The following is a 15,876-nucleotide window of genomic DNA, read 5'->3' as shown; positions in this document are numbered from 1 at the left end:
GAGGTAAACGACATGTTTTGGGTTCAATTTTTAATCGTCCTTGGCTGTATTTTTATCGGAGCAAGATTAGGCGGAATCGGCCTTGGCGTCATGGGCGGCGTCGGACTGGCTATTCTTGTTTTCGTCTTTGGTCTCCAGCCAACATCAGCTCCTATCGATGTTATGCTAATGATTTTAGCTGTAATATCAGCAGCTGGAGCTTTACAGGCCGCAGGCGGAATGGATTACCTGGTTTTTCTAGCTGAAAAAGCATTGCGGAAAAATCCGAAGTGGATCACATTCATTGCACCGCTAGTTACTTACGTTTTTACTTTTTGCGCCGGAACCGGCCACGTAGCTTATTCTGTATTACCAGTTATTGCAGAGGTTTCCCGCGAATCAGGTGTAAGACCTGAAAGACCAATGTCTATAGCGGTTATTGCTTCACAGCAGGCTATTACAGCAAGTCCGATTTCAGCTGCAACCGTTGCCTTGCTTGCCTTATTAACACCTTTCAATATTAACTTACTCGATATATTAATGATTTGTATTCCTTCTACGCTTATCGCATGTATGATTGGTGCATTTGTTTCTAGCAAAATGGGAAAAGAGTTAAATAATGACCCAGAATACCTCAAGCGTTTAGAAGAAGGATTAGCACCGATTAAAAAGGATAAAAAGGAATTTATAGCGACAACAGGGGCAAAACTTTCCGTAGTTTTTTTCCTAATAGCAGCAATACTTGTAGTCGTATTGGGTTCATTTGAAGCGTTACGTCCTGGATGGACAATTGACGGGACATTCACAAGAATGTCAATGCCAGCTGCCATTGAAATTGTAATGTTGACGATAGCTGCTTTAATCATCATCTTCTGTAAACCAAAAGTGGATGAAATCGTATCCGGCAGCGTCTTTAAAGCTGGTGCTACAGCTGTAGTCGCAATCTTTGGTATCGCATGGATGGGAGATACGTTCTTCCAAGGTAACCTAGAGTTAATTTCTGGATCGATTTCTGATTTAGTAACAGCAGCACCTTGGTTATTCGCGATTGCTTTATTTGCCCTTTCAATCTTGCTTTATAGCCAGGCCGCAACAGTTCGTACATTAATGCCGCTTGGAATCACACTTGGTATTAACCCAGCTTTATTAATTGCAATGTTCCCGGCTGTTAACGGATACTTCTTTATTCCAAACTATCCAACTGTTGTTGCAGCGATTAACTTTGACCGCACAGGAACAACAGGAATCGGGAAATATATTTTGAATCACAGCTTTATGTTGCCAGGGTTAATTTCAACTATTGGCGCCGTTGGAATTGGTATTTTACTAAGCATGATAATTTTATAAAGTGAAGCTTTAAAAATAAATAACGGTTTGGAAACAGTCTCCTGACTGCTTCCAAACCGCCAATCTATAAATGTTTTAAAAAAAAATTGGAGATGACAATTATGAGTAATTCAGAGAATTTCCGTATTGAAAAAGATTTCCTTGGGGAAAAACAAGTTCCGGCAGAAGCCTATTATGGTGTTCAAACAATAAGAGCAGTTGAGAATTTTCCAATTACAGGATATCGAATTGACCAAGCGCTTATAAAAGCAATGGCGATGGTGAAAAAAGCAGCTGCTTATGCAAATGCGGAAATTGGCCAATTGGATACAAAAATTTCGAAGGCTATCATGGCTGCAGCGGATGAAGTAATCGAAGGAAACCTTCATGATCAATTTATCGTTGACCCGATTCAAGGTGGAGCTGGAACGTCCATCAATATGAATACAAATGAAGTTCTGGCCAACCGGGCTCTAGAAATTCTAGGTGAACAAAAAGGAAATTACAAGGTCATCAGTCCGAATTCCCATGTTAACATGGCTCAATCCACTAACGACTCCTTTCCAACTGCGATCCATTTGTCAACACTGATGACATTAGAAACATTAGTCAAAGCGATGGAAGAGCTCCATTTAGAATTCATGAAAAAGGCGAATGAATTTGATGGAATTCTCAAAATGGGCCGCACCCACTTACAGGATGCTGTACCTATTCTTCTTAGCCAAGAATTCGAAGCCTATGCAAGAGTACTAAGAAGAGACATTAAACGAATTAAAGCGACTCGTGAGAATTTATATGAAGTAAACATGGGCGCAACAGCTGTTGGAACGGGATTAAATGCAGAGCCTGAATATATTGAAAAAACCGTTAAATTTTTGGCGGATATTACAGGAATGCCAATCAAAGGCTCAGAGGATCTAGTAGATGGAACACAAAATACAGATTCTTATATTGAAGCTTCAGCAGCCCTTAAAGTTTGTATGTTGAACATGTCTAAAATTGCTAACGATTTACGGATGATGACATCCGGTCCACGCTGTGGGTTAGGTGAAATCAACCTTCCTGCCCGTCAGCCAGGGTCATCTATCATGCCAGGAAAAGTAAATCCAGTAATGGCTGAGGTCTTGAACCAAAGTGCCTTCCAGGTGGTAGGAAATGATTTAACAATCAGTATGGCTTCTGAGGCAGGACAATTCGAGCTTAACGTAATGGAACCGGTCATCGTTTTCAACCTTTTACAATCAATTAAGATCATGACCAATGTATTTAACGTTTTCCGTGAACACTGCTTAAGCGGTATTACCCCTAATAAAGAAAGAATGGAAGCTTACGTGAATAATAGTGTTGGTATTATCACCGCTATTAACCCGCATGTTGGCTATGAAACAGCTGCATCGATTGCAAGGGAAGCTATTGTGTCAAACAGACCGGTTAGGGAAATCGTCCTTGAAAGAGGCGTGTTAACAGCAAGTGAGCTTGATACCATTTTACATCCATTTGAAATGACCAATCCAGGAATCGCTGGAAAAGAATTACTTGAGAAGAAACGCCGTGAACAAAAGGAAAAAGAATTAACTTTAGTATAGTTAAAAAATTTAAGCGCCTAGCTTCAGGGCTTGGCGCTTAAGCATTATTTAAGCAACATTTGGAGGTTTTGCAAAATGGAGAGTGGAAAAAATCAGCATTTTTACCGTAAGCTGCATTCATTGTCGGGAATTATTCCTGTCGGCGTATTTATGACTGTTCACTTATGCGTCAACTATTCCGTGACATATGGGATAGATTCCTATAACAAAGCAGCAGACTTTATGGTGAATCTGCCGTTTAAATATTTTCTGGAATTATTTATCATTTTCATCCCGTTATTATTTCATGGGGTGTACGGAATCTTTATTGCCCGTCAGGCAAAAAACAATGTCACCCGGTACGGTTTTTTCCGAAATTGGAAGTTTTTTTTACAACGAATCACTGGCCTAATTGCCTTTGCTTTTATTATCTGGCATATCTGGGAAACGAAGATACAGGTAGAATTTAACGGAACCGAAGCCAACTATAATTTAATGGCGGACATCGTTGATAACGGAATTTCTCTAGGTCTTTATATCATTGGGATTGTTTCTTGTATTTATCACTTTGTAAACGGAATTTGGACTTTCTTAATCACATGGGGAATCACCGTTTCACCTAAATCACAAAAAGTTACACAATACATTGCAATCGGATTATTTATCGCATTATCCTTTATCGGGATCCGCGCAATCCTAGCATTTGCTTAAAAGCTAGATAGGGAGGACAGACAAATGAGCAAAGGAAACATTGTCATTGTAGGCGGAGGTTTAGCCGGATTAATGGCCGCTATAAAAATTGCAGAAGCAGGGACGAAGGTCGATTTATTCTCGGTTGTTCCTGTTAAGCGATCTCACTCAGTTTGTGCCCAGGGCGGCATCAATGGAGCAGTTAATACAAAAGGGGAGAACGACTCTCCATGGGAGCACTTTGATGATTCGGTGTATGGAGGCGACTTCTTAGCTAACCAGCCGCAGGTAAAAGCAATGTGTGAAGCTGCTCCGAAAATTATCCATATGTTTGACCGGATGGGGGTTATGTTTAACCGGACCCCAGAAGGTTTGCTGGATTTCAGACGCTTTGGCGGAACGCAGCATCACAGAACTGCATATGCTGGGGCTACGACAGGGCAGCAGCTCCTCTATGCACTAGACGAACAAGTGCGCAGCTTCGAAGTAAAGGGCTTAGTAACAAAGTACGAGGGCTGGGAGTTTGTCTCTGCGGTCATCGATGACGAAGGTACCTGCCGCGGAATTACCGCACAGAATTTACGATCAATGGAAATGAAGTCGTTTCCTGCAGATGCCGTTATCATGGCAACTGGCGGACTTGGAATGATTTTTGGAAAGTCAACCAATTCAACGATTAATACGGGCTATGCAGCGGCAAGACTATATCAGCAAGGTGCTTTATATGCGAACGGAGAATTTATTCAAATTCATCCAACGGCTATTCCGGGAGATGATAAGAACCGCCTCATGAGTGAGTCAGCACGTGGTGAAGGCGGCAGGGTCTGGACGTATAAAGACGGAAAGCCATGGTATTTCTTAGAAGAAAAATATCCGGCATATGGAAATCTTGTGCCGCGTGATATTGCAACCCGTGAGATTTTCGATGTGTGTATCAATCAAAAGCTTGGGATCAATGGGGAAAATAAGGTTTATTTGGATCTTTCTCATATTGACGCAAAAGAGTTGGATATTAAGCTTGGCGGAATTATGGAAATCTATGAAAAATTCATGGGTGATGATCCGCGTAAGGTGCCAATGAAAATATTCCCTGGTGTCCACTATTCAATGGGCGGTCTATGGGTCGATTTTGATCAAAAAACCAGTATCCCAGGCTTGTTCGCTGCCGGTGAATGTGATTATTCGCAGCACGGTGCAAACCGTCTTGGTGCAAACTCGTTGTTATCAGCGGTATACGGCGGAATGGCAGCCGGTCCAAAAGCGCTTGAATACATTCAAGGACTTAATAAGACGACCGAACAGGTTTCAAGTTCTGTTTTTGAAGGACAGGTACACGAAGATAGCAAAAAATATGAATCTATTTTAGCGATGGATGGAAAAGAAAACGCCTATGTACTTCATAAGGAACTAGGCGAACTCATGACAGCAAACGTAACCGTTGTTCGGGAAAATAAGAAATTAAAAATGACGTATGAAAAACTTCAGGAATTCTCCGAACGCTTTAAAAATATCAATATTGAAGATACGGCAAAATGGAGCAACTCCAGCGCCTCGTTTGTCCGCCAATTAGAAGGCATGATTAATCTTGCCCATGTCATTACCCTTGGAGCCTATAATCGGAACGAAAGCCGCGGGGCTCATTATAAACCGGAATTCTCGGATCGTAATGATGAGGAATGGCTAAAAACGACAATAGCGGAATACAATCCAGCAACGAATCTACCAGAATTGTCTTATCAGGAAGTAGACATTTCGTTGATTAAACCACGGAAACGAGATTATACAAAAGCGAAGAAAGGAGCCAAATGATGATGGGAACCGAAAAGACCATTCATTTAATTATAACTAGACAAAAGGATGCAAAATCTGCCCCATATACAGAAGAGTTCATGGTTCCTTATCGTTCAAATATGAACATCATCTCGGCTTTAATGGAAATTCAAAAGAATCCAGTGAACGCCAAAGGGGAAAAAACAACTCCGGTCATTTGGGAATCTGTTTGCTTAGAGGAAGTTTGTGGTGCCTGCTCGATGGTCATTAATGGGAAGCCGCGCCAAGCGTGTTCTTCATTAATTGATCAGCTTGATCAGCCAATTCGTATTGCGCCGCTGGCGACATTCCCCGTCATGCGCGATTTATTGATTGACCGTTCATGGATGTTTAATGCCTTGAAAAAGGTAAAAGCGTGGATTCCGATTGACGGCTCACATGATTTAGGTCCAGGACCAAGAATGCCGGAAAAAACAAGACAATGGGCTTATGAATTATCGAAATGTATGACATGTGGCTGCTGTTTAGAGGCATGTCCTAACGTCAATGACAAGTCCAATTTCATCGGTCCGGCACCATTGTCACAGGTACGCTTGTTCAATGCCCATCCTACTGGTGCAATGCATAAGGAAGAACGTCTTATGGCCATTATGGGCGAAGGGGGACTTACCTCCTGCGGTAACTCGCAAAACTGTGTTGAGGTATGTCCGAAAGGTATTCCACTTACCACCTCAATTGCCGATTTAAATCGGCAAACAACGATTCAGTCGCTAAAGAACTTCTTCGGATAAGTTGCCAGCCACCATCTGAACGATGGATTGAAAACGAATTACAGTTAAACTATTGGTTAGTATAATTGGATACCTTTCTCTTTCCCCTTATACAGAGAAGGTATCCAAGAAAAGGCTATTGGATCCTGTTCTTTCTCTCTTTTAATAGAAAGGGATCCGATGATAGTTTTTGGATCCCAACCCCTCTCATTTTTCCAAGAAAAGGTATCCAATAGCCAGTATTAGAGCCAGTTTTTTCTCTTTTTTAATATAAAGGGTATCCAATGATGATTATTGGAGCCCGAACTCTCTTTTTTATATAAGAATGGGTATCCAATAGCTGTATTGGATACCCATTCTCTTTTTATTTTACAGAAAAGGTACCCAATAGACTGTATTGGAGCCCATTCTCTTTTTATTTTACAGAAAAGGTACCCAATAGACTGTATTGGAGCCCATTCTCTTTCTTTTTTCACAGAAAGGGTATCCAATGATAGTTATAGGAGCCCGAACTCTCTCGTTTTTTCTAGAAAAGGTATTCAATAGACTGTATTGGGGCCCATACCCTCTCTTGTTTCAAAGAAAAGGTATCTAATAAGCTCGAGCTCTCTCTTTTCAATTAATAAAACTTTGTTCAGTTTCCTTCCAAACAGAAAACGCCCTTATGTACCTTCATCGGTCAATTTTGCTTTTAGGTGGTTCATTAAATGTGTATAATGAATTAAAGACATTAGTCAAGACACTGGAAGGGGCGATGGGAAATGAAGGCATTAATTAATATCGATTACACGTATGATTTTGTAGCGGATGCGGGGGCATTAACCTGTGGCGAGCCAGGGCAGGCGATTGAGGGGAAAATCGTTGAACTGACGAAAGCGTTTATTGACAATGGCGATTATGTTGTTTTTGCTATAGATGTTCATGACCAAGGGGATGAATACCATCCAGAAACGAAGCTGTTTCCGCCGCACAATCAGCGCGGGACAGCGGGCCGGGATTTATTTGGCGGACTGCAGGATATTTATAATGAGAATAAACATCGTGAAAATGTCGATTATATGGATAAAACGAGATACTCAGGGTTCGCGGGAACAGATCTTGAAATCAAATTGCGTGAGCGTGGAATTACCGAGGTTCACCTAGTTGGTGTTTGTACCGATATTTGTGTTCTTCACACAGCAGTAGATGCCTATAATAAAGGCTTTAAGATTGTTGTTTATAAGGAAGCAGTCGCCTCGTTTAATCCATCAGGGCATGAATGGGCACTCGGACATTTTGCACAATCACTCGGAGCTACGGTTAAATAGTGTTTTTAATGGTATTATCGGTTATAATGGTGAAAAGCTGTAATAGTACGCCGGAGGGTCGATTATGAAACACATTTATCATGATGATAGTTTTACTCTACATACGGATCTATACCAGATAAATATGGCAGAGACGTATTGGAGAGATGGGATACATAATAAACGTGCAGTCTTCGAGCTATTTTTCCGCAAGCTACCTTTTGGAAATGGTTATGCTGTTTTCGCTGGACTAGAAAAGATCATTCAGTATATCCAAGGCTTTCGCTTTAGTGAGGATGATCTCGAGTATTTGAAAAATGAAATTGGCTACAAAGACGATTTTCTCGAATATCTAAAAAATATGCGTTTCACTGGTACCATTCGCTCGATGCAAGAGGGCGAGCTCGTTTTTGGCAATGAGCCCATTTTACGGGTGGATGCACCACTTGGGGAAGCCCAATTAATTGAAACGGCTTTGCTTAATATTGTGAATTACCAAACATTAATTGCCACGAAAGCCTCAAGAATCAAGCAAGTTGTCGGCAGTGAAATGGCGATGGAATTCGGGACAAGACGGGCACAGGAAATGGACGCAGCGATTTGGGGAACGAGAGCGGCTTATCTTGCCGGCTTTGACGCTTCAAGCAATGTACGGGCAGGTAAACTGTTTGGTATTCCTGTTGCTGGAACCCATGCCCATTCAATGGTTCAAGCCTATAAAGATGAATATACTGCTTTTCATAAATATGCAGAATCACATAAAGACTGTGTCTTTTTAGTAGATACGTATGATACCCTTCGCCTCGGTGTGCCAAATGCCATAAAAGTAGCGAAAGAGCTGGGGGACAAGATTAATTTTATTGGGATTCGCCTAGACAGCGGTGACCTTGCTTACCTTTCTAAAAAAGCACGAAAACTGCTTGATGAAGCAGGATTTACGGATGCGAAAATTTATGCTTCAAGCGATTTAGATGAGCACACAATTATCAACTTAAAAGCGCAGGGTGCTAAAATCGATAGCTGGGGGATTGGCACGAAGCTGATTACCGCCTACGATCAAGCGGCACTTGGTGCTGTATATAAAATTGTTTCGATTGAAGATGAGAACGGCAAAATGGAGGATACGATTAAGATCTCCTCAAATCCAGATAAAGTAACGACTCCGGGGATAAAGAAGGTTTACCGGATTATCAATAATACGAACCACCATGCTGAAGGAGATTATATCGCGATGGAGGACGAAAAGCTTCCGGAAAAACGGCTTCGCATGTTCCATCCAACCCATACGTATATTAATAAGGTGGTTACGAACTTTACGGCAAAAGAGCTCCATCAAGATATTTTTGCGAACGGTAATCTCGTTTATGAAATTCCTTGTCTGGAGGAGTCCCGTGAGTATCTGAAGCAAAATCTTGATGCATTATGGGACGAGTACAAGCGGATATTGAATCCAGAGGACTATCCACTCGACTTAAGTCAAAAGTGCTGGGATAACAAGATGAAAAACATTGAAGAAGTGAAAGAGCAAGTTGCGGCGATGAAGGAATAAGATGTAATGGGGCGTCCTAAGAAATCGGGCGTCTTTTTTTCGATAAAAAGAAAGGCAAGCCCAAGGTGGTTCGGCATTTTCCACCTGAGTCTGCCTCTCTTTTATTTTTGTTTAAAGTAATCGATAAAGGCATGGAAAATCTCAATGCCTTGGTAGGTAAGCATTCCTGCCGCTGATATCGAAAAGAACCCAATCATCAAAAAGCGGATCCACATATTTACTTCCTCCCTTATTTTTGATTTTTTCCCTTATGATTCGGGAGGGAGGATTAAGTAGTTTGATTGATGGAATATGGGGATCAGAAAAATATGCTTTCTGTTAAACCTAAAAATCCAAAAAATGAGTGGAATCACGACTGTTAAAAGAATTAATGAAAGCTGGAAGAGTATGTGCAGGTCGAATAGTTGTTTTTTCTCATCGTCCGATTGCGACTTCGCCTTTGAATCATCTAAGTTGATGACTGCTTTGATCGCAGAATGTGAGTGCGAATTGGTGGTTGAAAAGTGTGAGAAATTAAAAGCAAGGAAGGCAAGGAGTAAGGGAAAAGAAAAGGCTTTTATTTTTTTTATCGTTATCCACTCCTTCCAATGAGATTGTTTTAATCATATCCACTTTTATTATATTTGGAAACAAAAATATTCTGACAATTTTCTTGGTTTTTGTTGAAAAAAGGCTATTATCTTGCGCCAGGTTTCGCAATTAGCCTTTCTTTGTGTTACAATCTTAGCTAGTCAAATCGTGTAAAGGAAGAAACGGATGAGCAGACCATTACCAGTAAACAAAAATGATTATATAGATGTAGTTTTTGAAGATTTAACCCATGACGGGGCAGGAGTAGCGAAAGTGGATGGTTATCCGCTGTTTGTACCAAACGGGCTGCCTGGTGAAAAGGCCAAAGTTAAGGTGATTAAGACGGGCAAAGGCTATGGGATTGGACGCATGATTGAGCTTTATGAAAAAAGCCCTTACCGAGTCGATATTGCAAGCAACGAAAAGAACAAATACGGCGGCTGCCAGCTAGAGCATATCAGCTATGAGGGTCAGCTGCAATACAAGGAAAATCAAGTTCGCCAAGTGCTTACTAGGATCGGCAAACTAGAGGATGTGGTCGTTCACCCGATTTTAGGGATGGACAACCCATGGCACTATCGGAACAAGGCACAGGTGCCTGTTGGCGAAAAGGACGGCAAATTAATCGCAGGTTTTTTTAAACCAAGGAGTCATGAAATTGTAGATACAAATGAAAGCTTAATTCAGCTGCCTGAAATTAATGAAGCAGTTCAAGCTGTAAAGGAAATTTGCAGCAAGCTTGGCATCCCTGCCTATCACGAAGAATCCCATAAAGGTGTGCTCCGCCATATCATGGCACGGTACGGTCAGCAAACAGGCGAGCTAATGGTTGTGATCATTACGAGAACAGCTGACCTACCTCAGAAAAATAAGCTGGTTGAGGAAATTGTTGCCCGGCTGCCGAAGGTGAAGTCGATTATTCATAATGTGAATTCGAAGCGGACAAACGTCATTATGGGGGAAAAAACGACCGTTCTCTGGGGAAATGAAGTCATCTATGATTACATTGGCGATGTGAAATTCGCCATATCTGCGCTGTCGTTTTATCAAGTGAACCCTGTTCAGACAAAGGTTTTGTATAATAAGGCGCTGGAATATGCGGACCTAAGCGGCGAAGAAAACGTGATTGATGCCTATTGCGGCATTGGAACGATCTCATTATTTTTAGCGCAAAAAGCTCGTAAGGTTTTCGGAGTCGAAGTGGTTCCAGAGGCGATAGAAGACGCACGCCGAAATGCGGAATTGAATGGCATATCAAATGCAGAATTTGCAGCCGGGGAAGCAGAGGTTGTGATTCCAAAGTGGTATAAAGAGGGCAATGCTGTAGAAGTACTTGTCGTTGATCCACCACGAAAAGGCTGCGATGAGGCTTTGCTGCAAACGATTATTGAAATGAAACCGAAGAAGGTTGTTTATGTGTCATGCAATCCAGCTACCCTAGCAAGGGATTTACGGATTCTAGAAGATGGCGGGTATAAAACGGTGGAAGTACAGCCGGTGGATATGTTTCCGCATACGACGCACTGTGAGGCAGTTGCTAAGATTGAATTAAATAGCTAAGGACAGATTAATGTTGAAAGATGTCATGTAATTACAAATTACTAATAGACAGGGCTATCCCTTACGGGATAAGCCTTTCTGATTTTTGTAGCCTCGGAAAACTTTATTCGAATTAGAGAAAAAGCGTGAAAAAAGAGCGGGAAAAAGTGAAAAAATGAGAAGAAAAAGCGGGTAAAGCGGGAGATTTCGGAAAACTTTATTATGACAGCGAACGAAGGAATGCGGGTTTGAGTGGGGGAAAATCGGTGGGCATTTTTAGCGATGTACAGAAATAGATAGAAGCTCATTCGATGAAACTGATTCGGAGGACTTCTTGCTCATAAGAAACTCAGCTTTTGATGGATTAATCGGCAATTGGCCACAGATCTAATGTTAATTTAAGCTTGATAAATAGGAAAACTAAACAGAGTGAGAAGTTATTCAACTGTTTAATAATTTTTAATAGAAGTGATATTTTATTAATATTAATAAAAGGGGTACCCAAGTGGAATTTTACTCATTGGGTACCCCTTAATCTTTATTTAAAACACTTTCGTAGTCCAATCCTCACAATTCCAAATATCAGTCGCAATTTCACGATAGAAATCAGGTTCGTGGGATACCATCAAGATGCTTCCGCGATATGCCTTTAAAGCACGCTTCAATTCTTCTTTTGCATCCACATCCAAGTGATTGGTAGGTTCGTCTAGAATTAATAGATTCGTTTCTGTGTTTAAAATTTTACACAATCGAACTTTGGCTTTTTCGCCACCAGAAAGGACTTCAATTTTACTTTCAATATGTTTCGTCGTTAATCCACATTTTGCAAGAGCAGCACGGACTTCAGCCTGATTCATACTTGGGAATTCGCTCCAAATCTCTTCAATACAAGTGTTGTAGTTGGACTGTTTAACTTCCTGCTCGAAGTAACCGATGTATTGATACTCACCACGTTCCACTTTACCCGAAATCGGATTAATCAACCCAAGAATACTTTTTAAAAGAGTAGACTTACCAATACCGTTTGCACCAACGAATGCAATTTTTTGTCCGCGTTCCATTTTCAAATTTAGAGGGCGAGAAAGTGGTTCGTTATAACCAATCACAAGATCTTCAGTCTCGAAAATCCAACGACTAGCTGTGCGAGCTTCTTTGAATTTAAACTCTGGTTTCGGCTTCTCTTTCCCCAATTCAATAACTTCCATTTTGTCGAGCTTCTTTTGACGAGACATCGCCATATTACGAGTCGCAACACTTGCCTTGTTACGAGCAACGAAATCTTTCAAATCAGCAATTTCTTGTTGTTGACGCTTGTAAGCAGACTCTAGCTGTTGCTTCTTCATTTCATATATTTTTAAGAAGTTATCATAGTCACCAACATAGCGATTCAACTCTTGGTTCTCCATGTGATAGATCAAGTTAACAACATTGTTCAAGAATGGAATATCATGTGAAATCAAGATAAATGCATTCTCATATTCCTGTAAATAGCGCTTCAACCATTCGATATGCTGTTCATCCAAATAGTTCGTAGGCTCGTCAAGTAATAGGATTTCAGGCTTTTCTAGCAAAAGCTTTGCTAGCAAAACTTTCGTACGTTGCCCACCGCTAAGATCATCTACATCTCGATCGAGTCCAACATCGTCTAATCCTAGACCACGAGCAACTTCCTCAACTTTTGAATTAATTTGATAGAAATCATTACTATCTAAAGTTTCTTGTAGCTCTCCAACTTCTGCAAGTAATGCATCGATATCAGCACCTTCATCACCCATTTTTGCATAAAGTTCATTGATCTCTGATTCAGCATCAAAGAGATATTGAAAAGCAGTACTCAAAGCGTCACGCATCGTAGTACCTTTTTGAAGTACAGCATGCTGATCTAAATAACCAACACGAACTTTTCGTGACCACTCAACTTTCCCCTCGTCGGGTTGCAACTTCCCAGTAACAATATTCATGAAAGTAGACTTACCCTCACCATTTGCCCCAACTAGTCCAATATGCTCTCCTTTTAAAAGTCGAAAAGACACATTATTAAAAATCGCACGATCACCGAAACCGTGACTTAAATTTTGTACGTTTAACACGCTCATTTTTTTAACCCCTTATCTAATGTCACATGTGGATATCTTACTAGATTTTAGCTACTTTTTCTATCTTGAAGTTGTTTTTTATGAAAAATGTAATTCGATTTTTGGGCTAAATTGAAGTCTGCCCCTTCTTAATTAAATGAGATTATTGAATTATATTTACTTGGGCGAATCACAATAGGGTAAGAGTCTATTATACAACCGAACTAGGATGTATGATATGAGGTTTTCCTATGTGGGAATAGTTCAACAAAAAGTGAAAGAATTGGTTGAGTTCTAAACAAAAATTTTAGGGTGTACATTCCATAGGCAGGGCGAGAAGAGAGCTCGTTCAACATGATCCGACTATTCCTTCAAGTAAAATAGTGGGGATAGTAAAGAAAGAATTTTAATATGGATTCATCTCATTTTTTTTAATAATGAGAATAAAAAATTGTTATTGAATTTGGAGTCGCATGTCAATGAAATGGTCTGAAATACATCAGCATTTTCCAGAGCGTTGTGTCTAAATAGAAGCATTGAAATCGGAAACAAGAGGAAAAGAAAGAATCATTGAGGAAATGTCAGTGATTGATGACTTTGAAAATGGGAACGCCGCATGAAGAGAATACAAAAAACTACATGCGGAAAATCAAAGCCGTGAATTATATATTTTTCACACAAATAACGAAGAAATAAAGGTAATTGAGCTGCCTTATGTAGGGGTGGAAGGTACGAAAAAAACTAGGTTAAGGTAAGCACTACCACATCTATATGAATCTGCCATCACTATTCAAGCCACGTCGAGTGCGTGTCGTAACTCATTTTAAAAGAAGGCAACTAACCCCACCGACGGACGTTGCCTTCTTATTCTTAAAAACCAATCATTTTTTGAAAGGAAAGAGCCAGCTGTTCCTAAAAAGCTATGCTTTTGGGAAATCCCTCCATGCCTCAGTAAATAACTACCGGCTCATAGGCGCTGAGATTGTCATACACAGTTTTCATAATGTTTGGCGGTGTGTTGACACAGCCATGCGATCCTGCACTAAGATAGGCATTACTTGCCCAATTGCCTCGCCAGCTGGCATCGTGGAACCCCTGTCCGTCATTTGTAAAAGGAGCCCAATAGTTAACATCTACCTGATAAGTGATTTTTCCGTTTTCTCTGCCCGTTAGTACGGAAGGTGTTTGCTTATAGAGGATATACCACACACCTGGTGATGTATCATGACCAGTGCTGTGGTTACCGGTAACAACATTTGTTGTGACGACTAATTTTCCATTTTTGTAAATCCAAATTCGCTGCTCTGCAATGGAGACTTCAGCATACGTATCGCCAATACCATTGTTTGCGATTGTGTCATATCCGTAGCCTTCACCTTTCCAGCCCTGTCCGTAAATATTAGAGGCGGAAACCGAGTTCTCCCCATTTCCAAAAGCCTCCATAATACGCGGTATTTCTTTATCAATATCTATGGCCCAGCCATAGCCTTTACCTTTCACCGATATCACCGAACCTGAATGGGTCGTGAATGTGAAGTCCTTATTTAATGTGGATTGGGAATTGTTAATTTCAGCAATCTTATTCTTAATATCACCGGCATCATCAAACTTAATCTGCAAATCTTTTGAAATAGATGCATTTTTAATTAATTCGCTTGCCTTTAACGTAAAAACTTTATCCTGTACCTGATAATCGACAGTCTGTGCAAGGAATTCCTCCAGCTTTTTCTGTTGATTTTTTATAAACTCGCTGTCTTCTTTAATTGGCTGTATGTATGCTGGATTGAGACGGATTTCACTAATATATTCTTGCTTTTCGAAGTCCTTCAAAAGACTGGCGACATCATACTGCTCTCCGCTAATGCTGCTAGTGACAACAATTTTGCCTTGTTCTAAACGAACCACCGCATCTTGTGGCGCTTTTAAACTCTGATTCATGGCTAATAGCTTTTCTTCCAGCTGTTTTTTTAACGTCTGGTTTCGATATTGATCCTGATTGCTGGGCATTAATGAATAATCTTTCGCCTTTGAAGAAGGAAAAAAAGTCCACTGGCTCTTTAATAATTTTTTGACATCGGGCAGATCCTTATTCGTAAATACCATCTTTGTATCTTTTCCATCTAAAATTTGCTGTTCTCCGACATAGACAACATTTTTTAATACGGTTGCTTTTAATTTTTTTAGTGCCTGATCAGCAGTCATTCCACCGACCGTGATGCCATTAATCTTGATTTGTGAATTAAAATGGTTTGCCTGATAGTAGCTGCCTGCTGCAATGAAGAGCGCGATAATAAGAATGATACTTGCTGTAAAAAACCTCCAGTTTGCATACCACTTAGCAGATTTTACATGTTGTATCTCCATTTCTTGAACATTTACCGTGCTGTCCATAAAGTTCCCCCCCATACCTGACCTTATGTCGTAAACTTCTTAGCCATAAGCAATTGATATTGTATTATTGGTTACCACTGTTTAGAAGTAATTTATACTACTATTCTACAAAATGTCATATTCGAACATTGTCGGTTTTTAGGCATGATTAAATTTTATTCTAAGCAAAGCCCAATACACTTTGCGTATGTGGAGACGGTCTTTCTGCTGGGCGTGATTGTCATCGAGCACAAATTTGATGTGATCAGCCAAGTGGATTGGATCATCGATACGGGAAGATACTTGAGAACATATTAAAGGATAAAATTACGTATTTAAAAAAGGGCTACCGGAAAAATCGGAAGCCCTTTTGCTTTATCAACAGAT

The 15,876-nt window shown here is 40.4% G+C and carries 10 protein-coding genes; 8 read left to right on the top strand and 2 right to left on the bottom strand.

Features of this window, described 5'->3' with window-relative positions; all coding sequences use genetic code 11:
- Positions 1 to 12 precede the first annotated feature (12 nt).
- The 8 genes from V7150_RS09650 (at position 13) to rlmD (ending at position 11,065) form a co-directional block, all read left to right on the top strand.
- Complete coding sequence (locus V7150_RS09650) at positions 13 to 1,326, top strand: anaerobic C4-dicarboxylate transporter (protein WP_335516847.1); 1,314 nt, start codon at positions 13 to 15, stop codon at positions 1,324 to 1,326.
- Between the two features lie 101 nt (positions 1,327 to 1,427).
- Positions 1,428 to 2,891, top strand: a complete 1,464-nt coding sequence (aspA, locus tag V7150_RS09645) for an aspartate ammonia-lyase (protein ID WP_335516844.1) — start codon at positions 1,428 to 1,430, stop codon at positions 2,889 to 2,891.
- A gap of 75 nt (positions 2,892 to 2,966) precedes the next feature.
- Positions 2,967 to 3,581 (top strand): succinate dehydrogenase cytochrome b558 subunit, encoded by a 615-nt coding sequence (locus tag V7150_RS09640; protein WP_335516841.1) that lies wholly within the window; start codon positions 2,967 to 2,969, stop codon positions 3,579 to 3,581.
- Positions 3,582 to 3,605: 24 nt separating this feature from the next.
- Positions 3,606 to 5,369 carry a succinate dehydrogenase flavoprotein subunit gene (gene sdhA, locus V7150_RS09635; protein ID WP_335516839.1) on the top strand — a complete coding sequence of 588 codons (1,764 nt, stop codon included), beginning with the start codon at positions 3,606 to 3,608 and terminating at the stop codon, positions 5,367 to 5,369.
- A gap of 2 nt (positions 5,370 to 5,371) precedes the next feature.
- Complete coding sequence (gene sdhB / locus V7150_RS09630) at positions 5,372 to 6,121, top strand: succinate dehydrogenase iron-sulfur subunit (protein ID WP_335516836.1); 750 nt, start codon at positions 5,372 to 5,374, stop codon at positions 6,119 to 6,121.
- A gap of 740 nt (positions 6,122 to 6,861) precedes the next feature.
- On the top strand, positions 6,862 to 7,407 hold the full coding sequence (locus tag V7150_RS09625; protein WP_335516834.1) for a cysteine hydrolase family protein: 546 nt from the start codon (positions 6,862 to 6,864) through the stop codon (positions 7,405 to 7,407).
- 64 nt (positions 7,408 to 7,471) lie between these two features.
- Positions 7,472 to 8,935 carry a nicotinate phosphoribosyltransferase gene (locus tag V7150_RS09620; RefSeq protein WP_335516831.1) on the top strand — a complete coding sequence of 488 codons (1,464 nt, stop codon included), beginning with the start codon at positions 7,472 to 7,474 and terminating at the stop codon, positions 8,933 to 8,935.
- 756 nt (positions 8,936 to 9,691) lie between these two features.
- Positions 9,692 to 11,065 carry a 23S rRNA (uracil(1939)-C(5))-methyltransferase RlmD gene (gene rlmD / locus V7150_RS09615; protein WP_335516829.1) on the top strand — a complete coding sequence of 458 codons (1,374 nt, stop codon included), beginning with the start codon at positions 9,692 to 9,694 and terminating at the stop codon, positions 11,063 to 11,065.
- Between the two features lie 521 nt (positions 11,066 to 11,586).
- On the opposite strand, the gene V7150_RS09610 is transcribed toward rlmD, so the two are convergent.
- Together V7150_RS09610 and V7150_RS09605 are read right to left on the bottom strand one after the other, a co-directional pair.
- Entirely contained in the window at positions 11,587 to 13,140 is a 1,554-nt protein-coding gene (locus tag V7150_RS09610) for an ABC-F family ATP-binding cassette domain-containing protein (RefSeq protein ID WP_335516826.1), read from the bottom strand.
- Positions 13,141 to 14,067: 927 nt separating this feature from the next.
- Positions 14,068 to 15,510 (bottom strand): L,D-transpeptidase family protein, encoded by a 1,443-nt coding sequence (locus V7150_RS09605; protein ID WP_335516823.1) that lies wholly within the window; start codon positions 15,508 to 15,510, stop codon positions 14,068 to 14,070.
- Positions 15,511 to 15,876: the final 366 nt, after the last annotated feature.

The sequence above is a fragment of the Neobacillus drentensis genome (genome assembly GCF_036965245.1).
Classification (GTDB): Bacteria; Bacillota; Bacilli; order Bacillales; family Cytobacillaceae; genus Neobacillus; species Neobacillus drentensis_G.
This window is presented reverse-complemented; position numbering and strand designations above follow the sequence as displayed.